20 protein-coding genes are annotated in these 23,613 nt (G+C 49.9%); 9 read left to right on the top strand and 11 right to left on the bottom strand.

Annotation, left to right across the window (positions count from 1 at the left end):
• Positions 1–75 precede the first annotated feature (75 nt).
• From BM191_RS11400 to pilM, 8 genes are all read right to left on the bottom strand, one after another.
• Positions 76–1,107 carry an SPOR domain-containing protein gene (locus tag BM191_RS11400; protein WP_092878245.1) on the bottom strand — a complete coding sequence of 344 codons (1,032 nt, stop codon included), beginning with the start codon at positions 1,105–1,107 and terminating at the stop codon, positions 76–78.
• 83 nt (positions 1,108–1,190) lie between these two features.
• A complete protein-coding gene (gene aroB, locus BM191_RS11395; RefSeq protein ID WP_092878345.1) occupies positions 1,191–2,288 on the bottom strand; it encodes a 3-dehydroquinate synthase in 1,098 nt (365 codons plus the stop codon).
• 52 nt (positions 2,289–2,340) lie between these two features.
• Positions 2,341–2,862: a shikimate kinase AroK gene (gene aroK / locus BM191_RS11390; protein WP_092878243.1), complete on the bottom strand. Its 522-nt coding sequence runs from the start codon at positions 2,860–2,862 to the stop codon at positions 2,341–2,343.
• Positions 2,863–3,226: 364 nt separating this feature from the next.
• Positions 3,227–4,465 carry a DNA uptake porin HofQ gene (hofQ, locus tag BM191_RS11385; RefSeq protein WP_092878241.1) on the bottom strand — a complete coding sequence of 413 codons (1,239 nt, stop codon included), beginning with the start codon at positions 4,463–4,465 and terminating at the stop codon, positions 3,227–3,229.
• Entirely contained in the window at positions 4,368–4,787 is a 420-nt protein-coding gene (locus BM191_RS11380; protein WP_092878239.1) for a HofP DNA utilization family protein, read from the bottom strand. The genes hofQ and BM191_RS11380 overlap by 98 nt, the downstream gene beginning before the upstream one ends.
• Positions 4,750–5,280 (bottom strand): HofO family protein, encoded by a 531-nt coding sequence (locus BM191_RS11375; RefSeq protein ID WP_092878237.1) that lies wholly within the window; start codon positions 5,278–5,280, stop codon positions 4,750–4,752. Before BM191_RS11375 ends, BM191_RS11380 begins: the two co-directional genes overlap by 38 nt.
• A complete protein-coding gene (locus tag BM191_RS11370; RefSeq protein WP_092878235.1) occupies positions 5,273–5,815 on the bottom strand; it encodes a PilN domain-containing protein in 543 nt (180 codons plus the stop codon). The genes BM191_RS11375 and BM191_RS11370 overlap by 8 nt, the downstream gene beginning before the upstream one ends.
• Entirely contained in the window at positions 5,803–6,648 is an 846-nt protein-coding gene (pilM, locus tag BM191_RS11365; protein ID WP_092878233.1) for a pilus assembly protein PilM, read from the bottom strand. Before pilM ends, BM191_RS11370 begins: the two co-directional genes overlap by 13 nt.
• A 118-nt stretch (positions 6,649–6,766) precedes the next feature.
• Between pilM and mrcA the strand changes: the two genes are divergently transcribed.
• Positions 6,767–9,325 carry a peptidoglycan glycosyltransferase/peptidoglycan DD-transpeptidase MrcA gene (mrcA, locus tag BM191_RS11360; protein WP_092878231.1) on the top strand — a complete coding sequence of 853 codons (2,559 nt, stop codon included), beginning with the start codon at positions 6,767–6,769 and terminating at the stop codon, positions 9,323–9,325.
• A 42-nt stretch (positions 9,326–9,367) separates the two neighbouring features.
• Here mrcA and nudE read toward each other — a convergent pair whose 3' ends face one another.
• Positions 9,368–9,934 (bottom strand): ADP compounds hydrolase NudE, encoded by a 567-nt coding sequence (gene nudE / locus BM191_RS11355; RefSeq protein ID WP_092878229.1) that lies wholly within the window; start codon positions 9,932–9,934, stop codon positions 9,368–9,370.
• Positions 9,935–10,324: 390 nt separating this feature from the next.
• Between nudE and BM191_RS11350 the strand changes: the two genes are divergently transcribed.
• From BM191_RS11350 to pckA, 4 genes are all read left to right on the top strand, one after another.
• Positions 10,325–12,448, top strand: a complete 2,124-nt coding sequence (locus BM191_RS11350; RefSeq protein ID WP_092878227.1) for an IgaA/UmoB family intracellular growth attenuator — start codon at positions 10,325–10,327, stop codon at positions 12,446–12,448.
• A 192-nt stretch (positions 12,449–12,640) separates the two neighbouring features.
• Complete coding sequence (gene hslR, locus BM191_RS11345) at positions 12,641–13,042, top strand: ribosome-associated heat shock protein Hsp15 (protein ID WP_092878225.1); 402 nt, start codon at positions 12,641–12,643, stop codon at positions 13,040–13,042.
• 137 nt (positions 13,043–13,179) lie between these two features.
• A complete protein-coding gene (gene hslO, locus BM191_RS11340; protein ID WP_092878223.1) occupies positions 13,180–14,061 on the top strand; it encodes an Hsp33 family molecular chaperone HslO in 882 nt (293 codons plus the stop codon).
• Between the two features lie 298 nt (positions 14,062–14,359).
• Positions 14,360–15,979 (top strand): phosphoenolpyruvate carboxykinase (ATP), encoded by a 1,620-nt coding sequence (gene pckA / locus BM191_RS11335; RefSeq protein WP_092878221.1) that lies wholly within the window; start codon positions 14,360–14,362, stop codon positions 15,977–15,979.
• 81 nt (positions 15,980–16,060) lie between these two features.
• On the opposite strand, the gene envZ is transcribed toward pckA, so the two are convergent.
• Positions 16,061–17,431, bottom strand: coding sequence for a two-component system sensor histidine kinase EnvZ (envZ, locus tag BM191_RS11330; protein ID WP_092878219.1), 1,371 nt, complete (start codon positions 17,429–17,431; stop codon positions 16,061–16,063).
• A complete protein-coding gene (ompR, locus tag BM191_RS11325; RefSeq protein ID WP_001157751.1) occupies positions 17,428–18,147 on the bottom strand; it encodes an osmolarity response regulator transcription factor OmpR in 720 nt (239 codons plus the stop codon). Before ompR ends, envZ begins: the two co-directional genes overlap by 4 nt.
• Positions 18,148–18,565: 418 nt before the next feature.
• Between ompR and greB the strand changes: the two genes are divergently transcribed.
• The 4 genes from greB (at position 18,566) to hisS (ending at position 23,549) form a co-directional block, all read left to right on the top strand.
• Positions 18,566–19,042 (top strand): transcription elongation factor GreB, encoded by a 477-nt coding sequence (greB, locus tag BM191_RS11315; protein WP_092878213.1) that lies wholly within the window; start codon positions 18,566–18,568, stop codon positions 19,040–19,042.
• 517 nt (positions 19,043–19,559) lie between these two features.
• The gene (hdcC, locus tag BM191_RS11310; RefSeq protein ID WP_092878211.1) at positions 19,560–20,912 is read left to right on the top strand and encodes a histidine-histamine antiporter; all 1,353 of its coding nucleotides are present in this window, start codon (positions 19,560–19,562) and stop codon (positions 20,910–20,912) included.
• Between the two features lie 34 nt (positions 20,913–20,946).
• Positions 20,947–22,083, top strand: a complete 1,137-nt coding sequence (locus BM191_RS11305; RefSeq protein ID WP_092878209.1) for a histidine decarboxylase — start codon at positions 20,947–20,949, stop codon at positions 22,081–22,083.
• Positions 22,084–22,286: 203 nt separating this feature from the next.
• Positions 22,287–23,549 (top strand): histidine--tRNA ligase, encoded by a 1,263-nt coding sequence (gene hisS / locus BM191_RS11300; protein WP_092878207.1) that lies wholly within the window; start codon positions 22,287–22,289, stop codon positions 23,547–23,549.
• The last annotated feature ends 64 nt before the right edge of the window (positions 23,550–23,613 follow it).

Raw genomic sequence — 23,613 nt, 5'->3', positions numbered from 1 at the left:
CTTTAAGAGTGTTGTACCATCCGCTGCTATGCGGGCCAGAACCGACATCAATCGGCTCTGACTGTATTGTTATACTTATTTTTTTAACTGATTGAGCGGTTTAACCCAGGGATCCTGCGCACGCACACCCGCGGGCAAAGAGGCAACCGCGCGTTTTGCCTCAGCCGGTGTGGCAAACGAACCGGTGATCAGAACGTACCAAGGCTGCCCGTTACGCGTTGTCTTATAGATATGGTATCCAGTCAGATTTTGCGTCTTCGCCCAGGCATTGAGTGGGCCCTCCCGCGATGCGCCACTGAGCTGCAAGGTATAATTACCAGATGGCAAAGCGCGTAAAGCGCTCTGCTCATTATGCGCCTTACCACTGGCTGATTTCGCTGCTGGTTTAGCCTGATGAGCTGACGCTGACCTGTGGCTATGATGTTTAGCCCTCTCTGTGGAAGGTTTTACCAAAGATGACTGAGATGTGCCTGACACTCTTGACGTGGAGCTATGAGCAGCACCGGCTGCAACAGTCGCAGGTGCCGTCGGAAGCGTGCCAGCACTGCCACCTTGCGCGGCAGAAGCAGCGTCATCAACCGAATTCTGCTGATTGTTTAACGCGTTGTTAAGATTGCCTTGCAGCTCGATACGATGCTGATTTTCCGCAATCGGATGCGATTTGCTTTCCGTCGGAGTTGATGAGATAGCTGGAGGGCTCAGCTGCTGAGGCGAAGATCCGTCGGCAGGCAAAGTCTTCTGCGGAGCCATACCGTCATTCGTTGAGCTAATGTCAGGAGTCCCGCTCGTCGCCGTCGGCGTTGCATCACCCGGATTGCCTGACGTTGAAGATGAGACGGAAAGATCGATATTTTTCGCCACTCCCCCTTGCGTCGCCGTTACGCCAGCAGCACTGTTATTATCGATGTTGGCTGATTTATCATTGTTGTCCTTAAGTGCAGAACCGATGCCAATAACCATCAGCAGTAGTACCAGAATACCGATCCCCATCATTACACGCTGACGCGGGGCCGGTGCCCTATTCGCAGAAGATGGCTTACGTGGCCGTACAGGACGACGGTCACTGGCATCAGGTTTTAGTTCATCTTCCGGTTTAAACTCGTCCATCAAACCTCCTCAAGTCTGGCAACTTCACCACACGTTTTCCGTGTGAATGCCAATTTGGTTAACCTGGTTACCCTTGACGATTGTCAGAAGGTCGGGTTCACAATGCACTTTTCAATTGCGGCCAAAACAATATCGTGGGCAACACCGCTCTGCACTTGCGCTGCGCCTATGCTGATAGGGAGCACCAGCCGCAACTCACCGGCTAATACCTTTTTATCGCGCAGCATATGGGGAAGATAATCCTCGGCGCGCATCTCTGAGGGGCCGTTGGTCGGCAGTCCGGCGCGTTTTAGCAAATCAATGATACGCGCAGTTTGCACCGACGTGAACTGCCCGAGACGTTCTGCTGTCCTGGCAGCCATGACCATGCCAGCGGCAACAGCTTCGCCATGCAGCCAGTTGCCATACCCCATATGCGCTTCAATCGCATGTCCAAAGGTATGGCCCAGGTTAAGTAAAGCACGCTGTCCCCCCTCCCGTTCATCGGCTGCAACCACGTCAGCTTTTAACTCACAGCAGCGGCGAATGCACCAGGCCATAGCCGCGCTGTCCAGTGCCAGTAGGGCATTAAGATTAATTTCCAACCAGTCAAAAAAATCGCCATCGAGAATAATGCCGTATTTAATGACCTCGGCGAGTCCTGAGGCCAACTCACGCGCAGAAAGCGTATTAAGGCAGTTAAGGTCGATGACAACCGAGGCAGGCTGATGGAAAGCTCCGATCATATTTTTACCCAGCGGATGGTTAACGCCGGTTTTACCCCCTACCGAGGAATCAACCTGAGACAGCAGCGTTGTAGGCAGCTGGATGAAGCGTACGCCACGTTGATAACTGGCAGCGGCAAAACCGGTCATATCACCTATCACTCCGCCACCTAAAGCCACCAGAGTTGTATCGCGTCCATGGGAACCTTCCAGTAGCGCGGTAAACACCTGATTCAGCACTTCCAGGGATTTGTATTGCTCGCCGTCAGGTAAAATGCGCGTATCAACCCTAATATCTGCCTGTTCAAGAATTAATCGAACGTTATTAAGGTAGAGCGGAGCCAGCGTTTCATTGGTCACCAACATCACCCGGTCACCCGGCTTTAGCGGCCAGAAAGAAGTCGGATCATCAAATAAATTGGCTGCGATGGTAATAGGGTAGCTGCGATCCCCCAGTAATACGGTGATCTTTTCCATGATACGCATACTGCCTTAATTGATTAGCGATAAACTCGGCTGGCCGCGCTACTCAGCGCTTTTCCAGCATGTTGATGATTTGATTGGCGACCACCTTCGCGCTTTGCTCATCCGTACGAATAGTCACATCTGCAATCTCTTCGTACAGCGGATTACGTTCTCCGGCAAGGGATTCAAGCACTTCGCGCGGCGGTGAATCGACCTGAAGCAGTGGACGCTTCTTGTCTCGCTGCGTACGTGCCAGCTGTTTTTCTATCGTGGTTTCAAGATAAACCACCACGCCGCGCGCAGAAAGACGGTTACGAGTATCACGCGATTTAACCGCCCCTCCGCCCGTTGCCAACACGATACCTTGCTTTTCAGTAAGTTCGTTTATGATTTTTTCTTCTCGATCGCGAAACCCTTCTTCGCCTTCGACGTCAAACACCCAGCCCACATCTGCTCCGGTACGTCGCTCAATTTCTTGATCAGAATCAAAAAATTCCATATTGAGTTGTTGAGCTAACTGGCGCCCAATCGTGCTTTTTCCGGCACCCATAGGCCCAACCAGAAAGATATTGCGTTTCTCTGCCATTTTTTCGGTATTACTAAGACAATTCGTTAATGATACCCCGTCCTCGAAGGACAGGACATGAACTGAAACCTCATGAGCGATAGTGCGAGAGTCAGACGAAAAATTATCTCAACACAACCGGTGCTTTGGCAACCAAATACTTTATTTGGTCTGGCGCAGTTTTATTCGCCATATAAGGATGAATACGCGAGTTTTATACGAACAGATGCCCAAGGCAATAAAAACATTGCTCTCAAATCTGTAACGTATTCTCCCGGACCCAGCCATAAAGTAAACCGCTAACCTTGTAAGCTAATTCCGGCCGTGCGTCAAACGCTCTTCAATCTGAACGGAAGAAAAATCAATCGTTAGTTCAGAGAGTTTGCTATTCGCCGGTAAGATGTGGGGTGATAAAGATCACCAGCTCACGCCGCTTATGCTGGGAAACCTCATGACGAAACAGTCGTCCCAACAGCGGGATATCACCCAGCAGCGGCACCTGGGTTTTTTCATGGTCCCGCTGATGCTGAAAAATCCCACCCAGTGCCAGCGTCTGCCCATCACGCACAGTTACCTGAGTATCTATCTCCTGTTTATCGATGGTGACGACTTCGCCCTCACCGTTGCGCATGGTTTTACCGGGGACATTCTGTGTAATATGTAGTTTTAACAAAATTCGGCTGTTACTCATGATGATCGGCGTAACCTCCATACCCAGAACCGCTTCGCGAAACTCCATCGACGTTTTGCCATTATCACCGCTGGAGACCTCATAGGGTATTTCAGTGCCCTGCTTAATACTCGCTGGCTGCTGATGAGAGGTAAAGAGATGGGGACTGGCGATGATTTCTACCTGATTTTCACGCTCCAGAGCGCTGAGTTCCAGCGACAACAGGCGTCCATCTATATGCGCCAAAGAAAAGCCAGTGCTAATCGCCGGGTCGGCTACCGGCAAATTGACATGGAACTGGCTGGCGCGTAGTGCCTGACTAATGGGATCGCCGCCCTCAAGTCCCCATTTCACTCCCAACTCTTGCAGCTTATCTTTATTAATAGTTACGATATGTGCGACCAGCTCAACCTGCTGTAGCGGAACGTCCAGCGCGGCAATCCATCGTGCCGTTTCTTCGAGAGCAGGCGTAACATCGCGCAATAACAGACTGTTCGTACGAGCGTCGAGGGTAATAATGCCACGGGGGCTCATCAGCTGAGTTTTTTCTTTCTGCAGGCTAGCAAAAAGTGTTTGAGCATGAGCATATTGCAAATGGATAACACGATTTTTCAGCGGCAAATGCTGTCGAACGTCATCTCCTTCCAACGTCCGACCGCTCAGACCTGACATAGTACGGGGAGATACCAGCAGCACATTACCTTGTTTTTCACTGCTGAGGCCAGCCATTTTGTTAACCAGTTGCCATGCCTGCTCCCAGGGGACATCGTGCAAACTGAGTGTTAATGTGCCTTCAATCCCAGGAGCAATTACCAGGTTATCGCCATGATGGCCTGCCAACGCCTGAAGCACATCGCTAACCGGCGCCTCGTTGAATGTCAGAGAAACCGTCGGCTCTGCTGCCTGAGCGTTTTTCACCAGAGTCAGCAGCAGGGGCAACATCCATATACGCATTAAATCGACCTTTTTTGAGTGAATAAAAATAACTAGCCGCCTGACATTGTCCCTGCCATACAAGGGTGACGCCGGTCAGTTCAACCTGAACAATTCGCCAGTTTGTCTGGCTTAGGCTCGCCTGCTCCGCCAGAGTAATACGGTAGTTAAGCGGTGATTGCCAGCGGCTGACAAAGTGCCCCTCACTGCCGATGACACCCAGTAATTGCCATGATGTTGGCAGCGACGGGTGGGAAACACAGCTCGGTTCAGGAGGAAGAAAAGGATCCCGCCCCTGAACGCCATTACAGAACATCAGTAGCAGCAGCCAAAACCGGTTCATCAGTTATCTCCAAGACCAGATTCATATGCAGCATTTTTTCATGCGGGCGTAGACTCAGCTCTGAAATTACTGTACCAGGCAGCTGGTGAAGCAAGCTGTCCATAACCGGAGAAACCTGCAACCACGCCACCACGAGCTGGAGTGAACGGGTGGAAGGCGACGTTTGCCATTGCAGTAAATGAGCCTGAGAATCATGCAAAAATGCTGACAAAGAGAAATCCCGGCGCGCAAGAAAGTGAGCACGCTGGTACTGTTGTTTTTCTCTGAGGCGCAGTGATGCGGTTCGAGGTAAATTCGCCAGTTGATGCACACACAATGCAACGCTTTTACGCCATTGTCGCTGCTGCTCTTCCAGTTGGACGCTCTTATGTCCAGCAGCTTGTCCGGCGAAAAGCCAACAGCCGAGGCTAAATGAGAGCGCCAGAAATAGCAGAATGCAGTGCCTCCGCCACAGAGGTGAAGTTAAAAGCCACCAGAGAGTAGATTCAATCATCGGAACCGGCCTCAGACCAGTGGCCGACGAGGGTAAAATCAAGCGTACCACTGGAGGCGCGTCTGAAGTGAGTAACAAGAAGCCGATCGAACAGTCTGGCGTTTAACAGCGCTTTTCTTAAAAGCGCGCTATCTTCAACCTGCGCACAGCGCCCTGTAAAAGTGACTGTTTTAACATCACCGCGAATTTCAGTCAGCCAAAGTCCAACCGGCAGTTTTTCTCCCAGGAGAGTCATTAGTTTCTGCCAGCGCATTAAGCGCTGATGGCGTCGTTCAAGCTTGTCCAGCTTAACTTGCCCTGCACTAACCTGCCGCTGCAAGGCCGTTTTCTGTGTGAAGACGTGTTTAAGCTGCATCTGAGATTGCCGCCAGGTCTGGTTTTCAATCGCTTTGAGTGAATTAAACTGCCGCTGTATCGTTATAACCAGGGCTACGGCACACAGCAGTGCAAATGGCGTAAGCAGCCCTTTCAGCCAGATCCGTCGCAGAGATGCCAACCGGCGTTCACGCCAGGGCAGCAGGTTTACCCATACCATGAGTGATCCTCCTGCCGCAGCGCCAGTCCTGCCGCCAGCACAAAGGACTGCTGACGCTGGGGAAACGGCGGCTGAAGGTTACCGAACAATGAAAATGGGTTCAGCGTTTTATATTCCGGCGCCGGAGTCCGATCGTTTATCGCATCGCTAATAAAAATAGGCCTGTTGGCAGCAAGGCGGGTTTCGACCAATGCCTGAAGATCATTAACATCACTGCGGGGACACCATCCGGTGGCCGGATTTTTTTGAGGAGAAAACCATAGCCAGTGGTCGCTAAGGGCATGAACCAAGGATGCCTGAGCCGGCAGTTTCATCGCCTCCGCCAGTGCAACGAGCGCCGCAGGCGTCAGCTCCATCACATCTGCAAACAAACCGGCGGCCTGTAAGCAGTCATTCCAGCTATCCAGCGCCGAGCGGTGAGCTGCCGTAAGGCATATTTCTCCGGACAATTTATGCTGACGATAATCAACAACAAGCTCTTTGATATCAATTGGGAAAAATCGTCTCGCGGCTGCGTTGATATACCTGCTACGCTCAGATTCTCTCAGCCGATTTTCCGCCGCTGGCAGCGCCAACTGGCGCTGCAAAACCAATTGAGGATGAAGGCCTACGCGCAGCGAAACGTTGCAGGGCAAGCTTTGACGCCATGTGCTGAGTAACGTAATCAAGGACTCCGAACGTTGAATAATGCCCTGAACCAGGGTGTCCGCGGGAAGGGGGAAATGCCACCAATGGCGTAGCTGTAAGCCTTTACGACGATGGCGTTGGACAGCCAGCGCACAAAGCTGGCCATTCTGAATATCAAGACCAATATTCCAGCGTTTAAAAGCCATCAGGCGCGATCTCCATATCGGCGAAAACAAAAGAACGTATCAAAGCGTTTAGCTTACATTTATACTACTGCATGATTGTTTATAAACTGCCCAAACGACTAAAAGTGGGAATAATCAGGTGAAGTTCGTAAAGTACTTTTTGATCTTTGCAGTCTGTTGCATTTTGCTGGGCATCGGGTCGATATACGGCCTGTATAAATTCATCGAACCACAGCTACCTGACGTGAATACGCTGAAAGATGTGCGTCTGCAAACGCCAATGCAGGTATTCAGCTCAGAGGGCAAACTAATTGCACAATACGGTGAGAAACGACGTATCCCTCTCACCTTGCAGCAAATACCGCAAATGCAAATAAATGCCTTCCTCGCGACCGAGGACAGCCGCTTTTATGAGCATCACGGCGTCGACCCTATCGGTATATTTCGTGCCGCCAGCGTAGCCGTCTTTTCTGGCCATGCTTCACAGGGGGCCAGTACAATCACTCAGCAGTTGGCGCGTAACTTTTTCCTCAGCCCTGAACGCACGCTGATACGAAAAATTAAGGAGGTTTTTCTCGCCATCCGCATCGAACAGATGATGTCAAAAAACGAAATTCTTGAGCTTTATCTGAATAAAATTTATCTCGGCTATCGTGCTTACGGCATCGGTGCCGCAGCTCAGGTCTATTTTGGCAAAACGCCTGAGCAGCTTAGCCTGAGTGAAATGGCAATGGTCGCAGGCCTGCCTAAAGCGCCCTCTACTTTCAATCCTCTTTATTCGCATCCCCGGGCGCTGCAGCGGCGTAATGTGGTACTGGCACGTATGCTCAGCCAGAACTACATCACCCAGCAGCAGTATGACGAAGCGCGTAATACACCGTTAGTCGCACGTTACCACGCCCCCCAAACTCAATTCTCTGCGCCCTATCTCACAGAGATGGTGCGTCAGGAGATGATTAAACGCTACGGTGAAAACGCCTATACAGATGGCTTTAAGGTTTACACCACCATTACAGAAAAGCTGCAGATTGATGCCGAAAAGGCGGTGCAGGATAACGTCATTAACTACGACATGCGCCATGGCTATCGCGGACCTTCTGAGGTTTTATGGAAAACAGGCGAACGAGCGTGGGAACATAGCGAAATACTGAAAAAACTAAAAACGTTGACGACCTATGGCCCGCTGGAACCGGCTGTCGTTACCACAATAAACAATCAGGAAGCAACCGCCACCATGCGCGATGGCAGTTCAGTTTCGCTTGGACTGACAGGGATGCGCTGGGCGCGTCCTTTTAAATCAGATACTTTGCAAGGGCCAACCCCGCGTTCTGTCAGCCAGGTTGTTCAGGCAGGACAGCAAATCTGGGTACGCAAGGTGAACAACGACTGGTGGCTGGCACAGGTACCGGACGTTAACTCGGCGATAGTCTCTATTAATCCGCAAAATGGCGCAGTGTTGGCGCTGGTCGGTGGTTTTGACTTTAACCAGAGCAAATTTAATCGCGTAACTCAGTCACTGCGCCAGGTCGGTTCTAACATCAAACCGTTCCTGTATACCGCAGCGATGGATCGTGGACTGACGCTGGCCTCTATTCTTAATGATGTACCGATTTCCCGCTGGGATGCCGGTGCCGGTGCCGACTGGCGGCCAAAAAACTCACCGCCGACCTATGCCGGGCCGATCCGTTTGCGTCAGGGACTTGGCGAATCGAAGAACGTCGTCATGGTGCGCGCAATGCGAGCAATGGGTGTTGATTATGCAGCAGAATATCTGCAACGTTTCGGCTTCCCGGCGCAAAATATCGTCCATACTGAATCGCTGGCCCTCGGCTCCGCTTCTTTCACTCCCCTGCAAATGGTTCGCGGTTATGCGGTCATCGCCAACGGTGGTTTCCTGGTAGACCCTTACTTCATCAGTAAAATAGAAAATGAGCAAGGCGAAACTCTGTTTAATGCAAAGCCGAGGGTGGCCTGCCCTCAGTGCAACCTGCCGGTTATTTATGGAGAAACAAAAAAAGCGCTAGCGCTTAATGATGAAAACATCGAAAACGTTGCTGTTTCACGGGAAGGCATTAACAATGCTGTTCCGGCCCCGCAGCTGGAGCAAGTGGCGCCAAACCAGCCCCATCAGGAAAATGCTCAGGAATATGCGCCGCACGTAATCAATACGCCGCTGGCTTTCCTGATTAAAAGCGCGCTTAATTCGAATATTTTCGGCGAACCCGGCTGGATGGGTACAGGTTGGCGTGCCAGCCGCGATCTCAAACGCAACGATATTGGCGGCAAAACCGGTACCACCAACAACTCAAAGGATGCATGGTTTTCAGGCTATGGGCCGGGCGTGGTTGCGTCAGTCTGGATCGGCTTTGACGATCATCGCCGCGATCTTGGTCGCACCTCCGCATCAGGTGTAATAAAAGATCAAATATCGGGTTATGAGGGGGGAGCCAAGAGCGCACAACCAGCCTGGAATCAGTTTATGGCTATCGCTTTACAGGGCGTTCCGTTACAACCGTTAACCCCTCCTGAAGGCATCGTGACGGTGACTATTGATAAAGCCACCGGTAAGCTGGCTAGAGACGGGGGACGTTATACCCGCCAGGAATATTTTATTCAGGGTACGCAGCCCACTGAATATTCAATGCATGACGCAGGCACCACCTTGCAGGAAAACGGGGAAAGCCACGAGCTATTTTAGTTTCGACAGCGCCGGTCTTAACCGGCGTTTTTTTATTACCAATTAATAACTTAAACGTCCCTGTTTCACTAACCATTCGCGTATCAGAAACAGCGCACTGACGTTACGCGCTTCGCGAAAGTCTGGCTCTTCTATTAAGGCCATCAGGTTTGCCAGCGGCCAGCGACGCAGAGTCAGCGGTTCAGGTTCATCCCCCTCAAGCTTCTCCGGATAAAGCCCATCGGCAACCACTATATTCATTTTGCTGGAGAAATAGGATGGCGCCATTGTCAGCTGACTGAGCACCTGCAATCGTTCAGCGCCAAAACCAGCTTCCTCTTTTAACTCACGATTGGCCGCTTCAAACACCGTCTCACCGGGATCAATCAGCCCTTTGGGAAATCCCAGTTCATAAGCTTCCAGCGCGACGGCGTACTCTTCAATAAGAATGAGGCAATCATCGACTATAGGCACAATCATCACGGCTTCCCGTCCTGAAGGATGCATGCGCTCATAAACCCGTTTTACCCCGTTACTAAACTCAAGATCCACCGATTCAATAGTAAAAAGGCTCGACTGCGCAACGGTTTCAACGCGATGAATAGTGGGTTTTAGTCGTTCCTTGCTCATCATGACCTCTGATCGTGCCAATAGGGTTAAATCAATGCATATGACAACATCATCCAGATCGCCTGTCCCGGCATTGTGCGGCAGTCGTTGCTGGAAGCCAATATAAAGTGGCGATATTTTGACTTTATTTGCTGCGATTAATCTGCCTTTAGTCAAATTTAAATTTCGATATCAACACAAATGCAACAAAATAGGATTACACCGATACCTATCAATCTATATGGTTGATAAGATTATTTAAGGCACTATTATCTGGTAACGCTAATCGCTTGATTCTGGGCTTATTTCAATATGCCAAACCTGAATCTATACGGCCTGATTGTGTGTAGTGAATAATAATCATGACATTTGATTTACTCCTTGGGAGCTATTTATCACAATGAGGGAAGCATGAATACAATAGCTTTTATAGTATTGCTTGTGCTTATCGGCTCTCTACTGGTGGCGAGTTATTTCTGGTTTAAGGCACGCTATCAACCAAAACATAGACCTTCCAGACTGTTTCCTCAGCCCTCTCATCGCCAGCTTACCTTTGATGAACAGCAGGCTATACAGCGCTACATAGATTCCCTCGAAAAATACCGTCATGACAGTATTTTCCCCAGCGGCTATAGTCGTTCAATTGAAGATAAGCTGACGCTAACCTCGCAAAATCACAACGTTTATCCTCTTACCAGAGCTATCACCCGCTACGGGCTGTCAACTGACACGCCGGAAAAGTGGCGCTACTATCTGGATGAAGTTGAAGTTCATTTGCCCCCGCAGTGGGAACAATATATTGCGGATGAAAACTACGTTGAGCTGGTGGATACCTATCCTGTTCCGCTCATTATCCTGTTAAATGGTCATACGCTGACCAATGATAACAACGCGACACAACCGCCGTCGTTACCGCCATCAGGACGCAATGCTTCTATACGTCAGGAAGAGTTTGAAAATATCGAGTTAATCCGGATACGCAAAGAGACCCTACCCGAGCATGTATTAAGCCGCTCTGACGGCACGCGTGAAGCATTCGCCCTTTGCTCCGCCCTGTTGCTATTTTTTATCAGCCTGATAAGCCCACTGCTGTTTATGCCGTGGCTGATTGCCGCCGGGGTTGTGATTATCGCTGTCAGCGCCTGGTTTTATTATCGTTCATCAGGTGAGAAATCACTACGGGACATCCACTGCCTGCGCGGCAGGTTGAAGCGGTGGGGATTATTCAGCGAAGCCTACCAGAATCAGATGAGTAATCTCTCACTGGGAAGCGTTGATCTTATCTATCCTCCCCACTGGCAGCCCTACGTTGCTAACGATCTGGGCCAGACCACCGACGTTGAAATCTATCTCAACCGTCATGTAGTACGCCAGGGAGACTTTCTCTCTTTGCACGACGAGGTGCGGAATTTTCCCGTCCAGCGCTGGCGTAAAAACGTGGTACTGGCGACAGGTTCGCTCATGGTGCTGATATTGCTGATTACTCTGGCCCCCCTGAGCATGCCACTCAAGCTCAGCCTGGCATGGGCTAAAGATACGGAAAGTATTCAGGTAAACAGCGTTGCGCAGCTAGAAAACACCGCGCTGCACGTCGGCGACCTGCTGCATATCAGCGGTTATGGCATGTGTTCGATTCCCAGGGCCTATCAGGGAAATCGTCACTATGCCTTTATGCCTTTTGATTGCTCATCAATTTACTGGAACACCGCTGCGCCGCTAGCCTTACCGCAGTCCGACATCATAGATAAAGCCAACGCACTGCTGAATAGCATTAACCAACAGCTACATCCGCAAACGCCAGCGGACCCCAAACTGAACCCACAGCTGGCAAGCGCTATTCAAAAATCCGGCATGATTTTACTGGATAACTTTTCCAATATCGTGTTGAAAACACAAGCGCTTTGTAGCCAGCCGCAGGATTGCGTTCGGCTAAAGAATGCGTTGGTAAATCTGGGAAATGCTAAAGACTGGCGTTTTCTGGTGCGTCAGGCTGATTCCGGCGCGCTCAACGGCATCAACGTTTTACTACGTCCGGTCAGTGCCGAAGCACTGGAGAACATGGTCAAAACCGCCACCGATTCATTCTTTTACCGTGAAACACGCCGGGCAGTTGATGCGCTCAACAGCCCGCCCCCCGGCGGTTTTTTTATCATCAGTGATGAGGGCTATCCGCTGGTAAGCCAGCCAGCGCCTGCGGTTCATTTATTTGACTACAACGCGTCGGAACAGTGGCCGGAGCTGCAGCGTCTTGCCGGGATGTTACTCCATACGCCCTTTTCTGCCACCGGTGTTATTACCAGTATCAGTGTCGATGCTAACGGTACACAACATATCGCCCTGCACAATGAGCCGGATAGCATTATGCTCTGGCGCTACCTTAGCACCAGCCTGCTGCTCGGTATTCTGCTGCTAACTTTGCTTATAAACAGCCTTTTAGCACTGCATCGGATTCAGCGTAACCGCGTTCGAATGCAGAAAATTCAGCAATATTATGAAAGCTGCATGAACTCCCGTAGAGCATCCAGAAGCCCATAAGCGCACCGTTCTGAGGATTAGATAAAAATATGGCAGGCGATTTCATCCGCTTTAATACAAACTCTCCGTTGTGCGGCCTTGATATCTGATTTTTAACCCTCACACTAATAGCCCATCACCCTATCAAGCGTCTGTGCTGACCACGGATCTCAGCAGCGGAGTCTGATTAGCCAGTGAACGCAGGAACAGATTATGAAAGACGATCCAGGCGGCGATGTACGACTTGATAAATGGCTTTGGGCCGCAAGATTTTATAAAAGTCGCGCCATTGCCCGCGAAATGATTGATGGCGGGAAGGTTCACTATAATGGCCAGCGCTGTAAGCCCGGCAAGCTGGTCGAACTCAACGCCGAGCTGACGCTACGTCAGGGAAATGATCAACGAACGGTGATGGTATGCGGTCTCAGCAATCAGCGCCGTCCGGCCAACGAGGCTCAGCTTCTGTATCGTGAAACGGCTCAAAGCATTGATAAGCGAGAAAAACTGGCATTAGCGCGAAAAATGAACGTGCTCACCATGCCACATCCGGACCGACGACCGGATAAAAAAGAACGACGGGATCTGCTCAGATTTAAAAATTTTGGTAAAGAATAACCCACTTTGGCTGCCGTTACCGACATGCAGCGCTTAAGGCCAGTAGCGTCCGTCCGTTGAGAGAGAAATTTTCTCAGGCCTCGCAGAGGTCAGCAATCACAAACGCACGAGTCGATCGCACAACATGAGAGAACATTATGTCGCACTCCGATCAGATACATCGTTACCTTTTCGAAAACTATGCCGTACGCGGCGAGCTGGTAACGGTAAGTGAAACCTGGCGTGAAATAATCAAAGATCATGATTATCCTCAGCCCGTACAAAAACTGCTGGCTGAGCTGCTGGTCGCCACCAGCCTGCTGACCGCAACGCTTAAATTCGATGGCGACATAACCGTTCAGTTACAGGGTGACGGCCCGCTGGCGCTTGCGGTTATCAATGGCACGAATAATCAGCAAATGCGCGGCGTGGCGCGGATGCAGGGTAAAATTGAGCCAGGCAGTAGCCTCAAACAGATGGTGGGTAAAGGCTACCTGGTGATCACGATTACGCCTTCACAGGGTGAACGTTATCAGGGCGTCGTCGGTCTCGAAGGCGACACGCTGGCTGCCTGCCTGGAAGATTATTTCATGCGATCGGAACAGCTGCCGACCCGCCTGTATATTCACACGCGCTGTGACATCGAAAATAGTGGCGCGGGGGGGATATTATTGCAGGTTTTGCCTGCGCAAAATGCTGACAGCAATGACTTTGATCATCTGGCGACCCTCACCTCCACGTTGAAAACTGAGGAGCTTCTTGGCCTGCCCGCCCGTGACGTACTCTGGCGGCTCTATAACCAGGAAGAGGTTACCGTTTACGATCCACAGCCCATCAGTTTTCACTGCTCATGCTCACGCCAGCGCTGTGCAGAGGTGTTAAACACGCTGCCGGCGGACGAAATTGACCAGCTTTTGCAGGAAGATGGCCACATCGACATGCACTGCGATTATTGCGGCAGCCACTATATTTACGATGTGGTAGATATCGCGGCCCTGCGTAATGATAATGCAGGTAACAGCAGTGAGTGCATACATTAACGGTTTGCTGTTGCCGCATTCAATCAGGGGGCGCGATGCCCCCTTTTTACGTTCTGGCTGAAGCAGGCTGAACGTAAAATTTCATTAGCATTCATTATTAAGCTTTCTTTTTTAACATGCTAATTATAGGAATATTTTATCTTCAGCTTATTTCAGCAATAACTTCTGCATGACCTCTCATTTTCTACCTCCGTATACTTTGGCTACAGGCTGCCAGGTGTAAACTTCGCGCGAACACAGTACTCATTCATTTGTGAGTTCTGACTGAATTATCTCGTCATCAAAAAGGAGCAGTCATATGCGCAGTTACGGCCTGATCCCTCAGGATCTTGTTCAGTATGGCATTACTGAGGTAACCGACATCGTCCACAATCCTGATTACGACACATTATTCGCAGAAGAAACGCGTTCAGATCTTCAGGGTTTTGAACGAGGGATTGTCACTCAATCTGGTGCAGTTGCCGTTAATACTGGCATTTTTACCGGAAGATCGCCGAAAGATAAGTACATTGTGCGTGACGATACAACGTGTGACACCTTGTGGTGGAACGATCAGGGCAACGGTAAAAACGATAATCAGCCGATTTCCCAACAAACCTGGGAACGGCTGAAATCATGCGTGACTCATCAGCTATCCGGCAAACGCCTGTTCGTTATAGATGCCTGGTGTGGAGCCAATCCTGATACTCGTCTTAGTGTAAGGTTTATTACAGAAGTCGCCTGGCAAGCCCACTTCGTTAAAAATATGTTTATCCGTCCTGACGATAGCGCACTGGCTGAATTCACACCTGACTTCATCGTTATGAATGGTGCCAAATGCACCAACCCTGACTGGCAGCAGGAAGGTCTCCATTCGGAAAACTTTGTCGCCTTTAACCTGACGGAAAAAGTCCAGCTGATTGGCGGGACATGGTACGGCGGAGAAATGAAAAAAGGGTTGTTCACCATAATGAACTACCTGCTACCGCTACGCGGTGTAGCCTCTATGCACTGCTCAGCCAACGTCGGAAAAAAAGGAGATGTGGCGATATTCTTCGGCCTTTCCGGTACCGGAAAAACCACGCTGTCTACCGACCCTGCACGCCAGCTTATCGGCGATGACGAACATGGCTGGGATGATGATGGCGTTTTCAACTTTGAAGGCGGCTGCTACGCAAAAACGATTAATCTTTCGGCCAGCGCCGAGCCGGAGATATATCAGGCTATTCGCCGCGATGCCTTACTGGAAAATGTTGTCGTACATGCTGATGGCGGTGTCGATTATGCCGACGGCAGTAAAACAGAAAACACCCGTGTTTCCTACCCGCTTCATCATATTGAAAATATCGTTAAGCCGGTGTCAAAAGCAGGCCACGCGCGCAAAGTCATTTTCCTTACCGCAGATGCTTTCGGCATACTGCCCCCAGTAGCACGTTTAACGCCTGACCAGACGCAATACCACTTTCTCTCCGGATTTACCGCTAAACTGGCGGGAACCGAGCGCGGTATCACCGAGCCAACGCCAACATTTTCCGCCTGTTTTGGCGCGGCTTTTTTAACTTTACATCCAACCCAATATTCTGAGGTTCTGGTCAAACGTATGCAAGCGGCAGGGGCTGAGGCATGGTTGGTCAATACCGGTTGGAATGGCTCAGGCAAACGCATTTCAATAAAAGAAACCCGAACAATTATTAATGCCATTCTCAACGATGAATTGCAGGATGTGGCGATGCAAACGCTGCCGGTTTTCAACCTGGCGATCCCGCTAGGGCTAACCGGGGTTGACAGCGCCCGACTTGATCCCCGGACCAGCTGGCCATCGTCAGAAATGTGGGATCAGCACGCACGGCAGCTTGCTCAGCGTTTTATAGCTAACTTTGAGAAATACACCGATACCGCAGCAGGGGCGACGCTGATCGCCGCCGGCCCGCAGCTGTAAATAAAGATTTTTCGCTAAAACAGACTACCTCAATTGGCGGTAGTCTGAGATTGATAAAAAAGGGAACTCTCGCTCCCTTGCTTATTTGACGGTTTTATCTGCCAGCAGTGCCATCGTTCCAGAAGCGCGCACGTCTGGCAGAGGTAGCCAGGCGCGAATACGTAAACCACCGTGATCGCTGGTACCTACCTCCAGCTCCCCATGATGGGCATCAATAATACGCTGCACGATCGCCAGCCCCAAACCGGTTCCACTGGTGCTACGCGCGCTATCGCCGCGCACAAAAGGCTGGAACAAGTGTGTAAGCTGATCGGGTTCTATCCCTGGGCCATCATCTTCAACCTGGAACCAGGCTCGCTGCAACTCCGAGCCAGAACTGACTTTTATCCAGCCGTTACCGTAGCGAGCGGCATTGACGACCAGATTTGCCACCGCGCGTTTGATCGACAACGGATTAATATCCAGCACCAGCTCACCCTCCTGAATACCGTTATCAATCTCACGTTCATAGCCGCTTTCAGCCGCCACCACTTCACCCAGAACGCTGTTCAGGTCCGATCTTTCCGTTTGTATTTCCTGACCAGTACGCAAATACTCGATGAACTGCTCGATAATGGCATTACATTCCTCGATATCTTTGTTAATAGATTCAGCCAGATAGCCATCATCTTCGCTCATCATTTCAGTCGCCAGACGAATACGCGTCAATGGCGTACGCAGATCATGGCTAACGCCAGCCATCAGTAATGTACGGTCGTCAGCTAACTGCTTAACGCCCGCGGCCATCTGATTAAAAGCGCGTGTGACCGATCGAACCTCTGATGCACCGTATTCCCGCAATGGCGGCGGAATAATACCTTTCCCAACCTGCAAAGCAGCATGTTCCAGATCCACCAGCGGCCGGTTCTGAATACGAACAAAAAGCCAGGCACCGCCAATCGCCAACAGCATAATCGCCAGGGTATAGCGAAATAGCGGTGAAAAATCACCCTGGTGAATTTCTGTTAACGGAACGCGCACCCAGATATCAGGCTGTAGCCAGGTTTTCAGCCAGACCACCGGCGAGTTCTTATTGACCTCAACCCGTACATCTGTTGGACCACCCAGCTGACGCGCCATTTGCTGGCTAAGAAAATCGTAATGCTGCGCCCAGCGTAAACCGCTCTCCTCAGCTGCCGCATTGGTGTACAGGGAAATGCCCAGCTCGCGGTATATCTCACGACGAAAAGCCGGAGGAACGACCAGCTGCGTCCCATCTTCAAGCTGCAACCGATCGGTCATTAACATACGAACTTCGTAAGCCAGCACCTTATTAAACTGTTGCAGGCTTGGAAGGATGGCAAAGTTAAGCACGACCAGATAAGTCGTTACCAGGCTGACAAACAGCAAGGTAACGATTAACAGCAGCGTACGGGCAAACGAACTGCGTGGCGAGAAGCGCAGTCGCCTCATGCTTTACTGCCATCTGGCACGAAAACGTAGCCTAACCCCCATACGGTCTGAATATAACGCGGATGGGCCGGATCTTCTTCGACCATACGACGCAGACGCGAAATCTGCACGTCGATAGAACGCTCCATCGCGCTGTATTCACGGCCGCGGGCAAGATTCATCAGCTTGTCGCGGGAAAGCGGTTCACGAGGATGGCTGACCAGCGCCTTGAGTACGGCAAATTCACCGCTGGTGAGCGGCATAGGCTCATCTTCACGAAACATTTCGCGGGTGCCGAGGTTAAGTTTAAATTTACCAAAGGCAATTACCGCTTCTTCCTGAGAAGGCGCACCCGGCAGCTCGTTAGCCTGGCGTCGCAATACAGCGCGAATTCGCGCTAACAGCTCACGCGGATTAAAAGGTTTTGGAATGTAATCATCCGCGCCAATTTCCAGCCCGACGATACGATCGACCTCTTCCCCTTTTGCCGTGACCATAATAATGGGCATCGGGTTGCTCTGACTACGTAGGCGACGGCAAATTGAAAGACCGTCTTCCCCTGGTAACATCAGATCAAGCACCATCAAGTGAAAAGATTCGCGCGTCAACAGACGATCCATCTGTTCGGCATTCGCCACGCTACGAACCTGGAAACCTTGTTCGGTCAGATAACGTTCAAGCAGTGCGCGCAAACGCATGTCGTCGTCAACAACCAGAATTTTGTAGTTCTCTTGCATTTAAACACTCCCAAAGGCGCAATTGCCTGAACCTGTATTCTCAAAAACTCCAGCGCTTGTGACAATTCATAATAGTTTATATTCTAGCCAAAATTGTTACAAAGCATATTAAACAGCAGCTTATCTTTATACTTTGTGGGAAAAGAGGCACTTTCACAGCGTAAGAACTATCTGAAGCAATAACGATGTATTGTCAGGAATCAACCCGTTTTCGGTGTACAGCCGTTCCGTCATGTTACACAAAGCTTTTTTCAATACGCAGGATAAACACCCGGCATTCTGATAGAAAAAGCCCGCTGTCATGTTACTGCCGGGAACGCTAAGATATGCGCTTGCACGCTTATCGAAGCATACATCAAACTGCGTTGACTGCATTCATTCCCTGTCTTTGGTGACAATTTTAATGGAAACACTTGCTATGCCGACGAAAATCATCACCCGCGAAGGTTTTAATAAATTGCAGGAAGAACATGATTATCTGTGGCGTGTAAAGCGTCCTGAAATAACAAAAATTGTTTCATGGGCAGCCAGCCTGGGCGATCGCTCAGAAAACGCGGACTATACCTACAATAAAAGGCTGTTACGCCAGATCGATCGTAGGGTGTATTTTCTGCGCAAACTGATGCCCGCACTTCAGGTCGTCGATTATGCCCCACAGCAGGAAGGACGCGTCTTCTTTGGTGCCTGGGTAACCATCGAAAATGACAGCGGTGTCAGCCGGCGTTTCCGGATTGCCGGACCGGAAGAGATCTACGGTGAGAATAAAGACTACATTTCCATTGATTCACCAATGGCCAGAGCGTTACTGAAGAAACAGGTGGATGACGAAGTTGATGTTACCACGCCTGAAGGCGTAAAAAAGTGGTACGTGGTTGCCATTGACTATCCGAAATGATTGATATTATCCCCCAGCCGCAATTCCCCTGATCCGCCTGTTTGTATCGCTCAGATAAAAATCCGGATCAGTTGAGATAATGTAAAATCTAAATCGCGGAAATCAGACAACTCGAATAATCTTCTCGAAAAAAATTCAACCAATACAAGTGCCACTTACCATTCGCTCTCAATAATTAAGTGTTATCAGTGCTGATACATCGCTGATAACGTTCAGGATGATAGAGCATCAGGACAAGTAGATAATTATCTATTTTCAAATAGCTCATCATTACCTCCTGCAACGTCGAAAATATACATCTCACAGCAGGCATTCGTCTTAATATAATAAATTTAAAATGGGACGGAGTTAATTTAAGAGAAAAAGATCAATTATTAACCAAAAGAGACTTTATATTTATTATTACCATCAAATAAAAATGACCTTGATCAAAAATAACCAACAACTCCCCCATAGAATGACCAAAAATCGTTAGCGGTTTTATATCTCTGCATTTTATCAAAACAGGAACGAGACTATGGGAAAGGTAAGTTCAGCCTCCGCAACAAAAATGGGAGTGGTTGCACTTACGCTGGTAACTGCATCAAATATGATGGGTTCCGGCGTATTTATGTTACCGACTAATCTTGCCGGTGTGGGATATATATCCTTATGGGGATGGTTATTTACCATTATCGGCGTTATAGCAATTGCACTGGTATTTGCAAAAACCAGCCTGCTGACGCCACGAAATGGCGGCATCGTCGCCTATGCAAGCGATGCTTTTGGTCCATTTATTGGTTTCCAGACTACCGTTTGCTATTGGATTAGCGCCTGGGTAGGTAATGTCGCTCTGCTGGTTGCCGGTATTGGATATCTGAGTTACTTCTTTCCGGAACTAAAAAACCCGCTGTATGGCTGTATCGCCGCGATTGTTATTCTCTGGGGGTTTATTGTACTCGCCAGCTTTGGAGCCAGAGCGGCAGGCCGCGCGCAATCTTTTACCGCCAGTTGCATGCTGTTAGTCGTACTGGGTATCGGCGTTGTTGGCTGGTTTTGGTTCGATCCTAAAATGTTCAGCGCGGTGTATAACGGCACCGGTAAAAGTGACAGCTCGGCGATTATTAGTGCCGCCTCCATCGCTCTCTGGGGCTTTTTAGGTGTTGAATCTGCAGTAGTTTCAACCGGACAGGTCAATAATCCGGAAAAAACCGTTCCTCAGGCAACGGTTTACGGCTTGCTGATCGCTTCCGTCTGCTATGTCGGCAGCTGTTCGGTCATTATGGGGCTGGTCCCACATGAAGAGCTGGTTAAGTCCGCTGCACCTTTTGCCGACGCCGCACGTTATATGTTTGGTGAAACCGCAGGCAACATTGCCTCCGCGCTTAGCATCATTGCCTGTTTCGGTTCAATTTCCGGCTGGCTAATTTTGCAATCAGAGGGTCCCAGGGCTGGCGCTCAACAAGGTCTTTTCCCGAAATTCTTCGCCGATACTAATAAGCACGACGTTCCCATGAAGAGCCTTATTTTCACCGGGGTACTCATGAGTCTGGTGCTACTACTGACCGCCTCGCCGAACCTTGCTCAACAATTTCAGGTTGTCATTCTGATGTCGGTATTCGCCTCTCTTCTGCCCTATATGTACGCGCTGATTTCACTGCCAATCATCATGGTTTCAAAAAAACAAAACCGAGGCCCAACCTTTATGTTTTATAGCGTCATGGTAGTGATTGGCATGATCTATAGCATTTTCGCCCTACTCGGTGCGGGTAGCGATTCAATGTTCTGGGGCATCGTGATGATGATGGTCACTATTCCACTATTTTGCTTCGTTGCCGTCGGAAAAAATAAAAAAGGGCAGGACATTCTTTATCTCGATAAAAACGCCTGATTCATCTGAGCCGAATTTCATAAGGAGCTAAACAATGACGTTATCAATTAAAGATCAAAACAAACTCGACGCCTTCTGGGCATATTGTGTGAAGAATCAATATTTCAATCTCGGATACCCTGAGTCGGCCGATTTCGATTACACCATTCTGGAACGCTTTATGCGTTTCTCAATTAATAATTGCGGTGACTGGGCAGAATACTGTAATTATTTGCTCAACTCCTTCCAGTTCGAAAAAGAAGTCATGGAGTTTTTTGCCCGGCTGTTTCATATACCGTTTAACGAAAGCTGGGGATATGTTACTAACGGCGGCACCGAAGGAAATATGTTTGGCTGTTATCTTGGCCGAGAACTGTTCCCCGATGGCACGCTTTATTACTCCAAAGACACGCACTACTCCGTCGCTAAAATCGTCAAGCTACTGCGCATCAAGTCCCGGCTGGTAGAGTCACAGCCTAATGGTGAAATTGACTATGACGACCTGATCAAGAAAATTCAGGCTGACAATGAACAGCATCCGATTATCTTTGCCAACATCGGAACCACGGTAAGAGGTGCTATCGATAATATCGAAATTATTCAGCAACGGATTGAACAAATTGGCATTCCACGTGATGAGTATTATCTGCACGCTGACGCAGCCCTGAGCGGTATGATTTTACCGTTTGTCGACGAACCACAGCCTTTTACTTTCGCTGACGGCATCGACTCTATTGGCGTTTCCGGCCATAAAATGATTGGCTCGCCAATCCCCTGCGGCATCGTGGTGGCGAAACGCAAAAACGTCGATCGCATATCAGTCGAAATTGACTACATCTCCGCGCACGACAAAACTATTACCGGTTCGCGCAACGGCCATACGCCATTAATGATGTGGGAGGCGATACGCAGCCGTAGTCTCAGCGACTGGCAGCGCCGTATTAAGCATAGCCTCGAGATGGCACAGTACGCAGTCGATCGCTTTCGTGTCGCAGGCATCGATGCATGGCGTAACAAAAACTCGATTACCGTCGTATTCCCTTGTCCTTCAGAAGACGTGTGGAAAAAACACTGCCTGGCAACGTCAGGGGATGTCGCACATCTGATTGCCACTGCCCACCACCTGGACACCAGCAAGATCGATCGCCTTATCGATGATGTCATCGCCGACCTAAACGCACAGGCCGCATGAAAAAGGGTAGAGGTTAGCCCCTACCCGTCGAACAAAAGTGCCACCACCATCAGAGCCAACTGAGATTTACGGCACTTCCAGCTCAGCGGCCGACAAGCCGCTGAGCTGCCAATACGCTAGCGGCTTTCATCTCCTGTTGCAAGCCAGCGATGGAAGCTTCCTGAAGAGAACAGCCGGGGTTAAATTGCGATAAGGATAGATAAATGAATAAGTTAAAAGCAATACGTGGTATGCGCGACGTTCTACCCGATGAAACACCCATGTGGCAATGGCTCGAAAAAAAATTCCGCCATATGGCATATCGCTACGGTTATCAGGAGATGCGCCTGCCGTTACTTGAGCCGGTATCACTCTTTGAGCGCGCCGTCGGCGAAGCGACCGATATTGTATCCAAAGAGATGTATAACTTTCTCGATAAAAATGGCGAGCACATCACGCTCCGACCTGAAGGCACCAGCGGCTGCATGCGTGCGGTGCTGGAAAATAACATGTGCTACAACAAAACGCAGCGTTTGTGGTATCAAGGGCCGATGTTCCGCTATGAGAGGCCGCAAAAAGGCAGGCTGCGTCAGTTCACCCAGTTCGGAGCCGAAGCCTTTGGCATGGCCGGCGCAGATGTTGACGCAGAACTTATTTTTATGGTCCGGGATCTGTTCAGAGAACTTGGTATTCTCAATCACGTACGGCTTGAAATTAATTCACTTGGCACGCTGGAGGAGCGAAAAGCGCACCGCCGTGAGCTGATCAAATGGTTTGAACAGCATCGGACGCTTCTCGACGAGGATAGCCTCGCGCGGCTTGAAGTGAATCCTCTGCGCATCCTCGACAGTAAAAATCCTGAAATGCAGCAAATGATCGAACAGGCACCACGTCTGCTAGATTATCTCCATGAGGAGTCACGCAATCATTTTGAGACCCTGTGTCTGATGCTCGACAGAGCCGGGATTGCCTATCAGATCAACCCACGGCTAGTTCGCGGCCTGGATTACTATACCCGCAGCGTATTCGAATGGATCACTGACGCACTCGGCTCGCAGGGGACGGTTTGCGGTGGTGGGCGCTATGACGGACTGGCTCAGCTGTTCAGCGATAAACCGCTGCCTGCAAGTGGTTTTGCGATAGGTATTGAACGGTTACTACTGCTGATTCAAACCGTAACCCAAAACGATCACCCTGACTGGCATTGCCGACCGGATGCGGTCATAACCAGTGAGCTTGACGATGATGGCGTACAAGCACTGCTGCTCGCGGAAAGCCTGCGCCATGAAAATGGCGCGCTGAATATTCTTGTCGACTGCAGCGGTGCCAGGTTAAAGAAACAACATCAAACGGCACTTAAAACTCACTGCAGATACATTATCACTTTAAATAATGACGGCGAGATCCGCCTGTGGGATCTGACTGATAATGCCCAGATCACCACGGATAAAAAGCAACTCGTTGATCAGCTCAGTAAACGCCACTGATTCGTTTCATACCGTACGCCTGCAGCATTCCGGTTAAGATGCAATGTGGATAAACGCCGCATTA

This window comes from Izhakiella capsodis (assembly GCF_900115045.1).
GTDB classification, from domain to species: Bacteria; Pseudomonadota; Gammaproteobacteria; order Enterobacterales; family Enterobacteriaceae; genus Izhakiella; species Izhakiella capsodis.
Note: the sequence above shows the minus strand (reverse complement) of the source record. Positions and strands in the feature narration are given on the sequence as shown.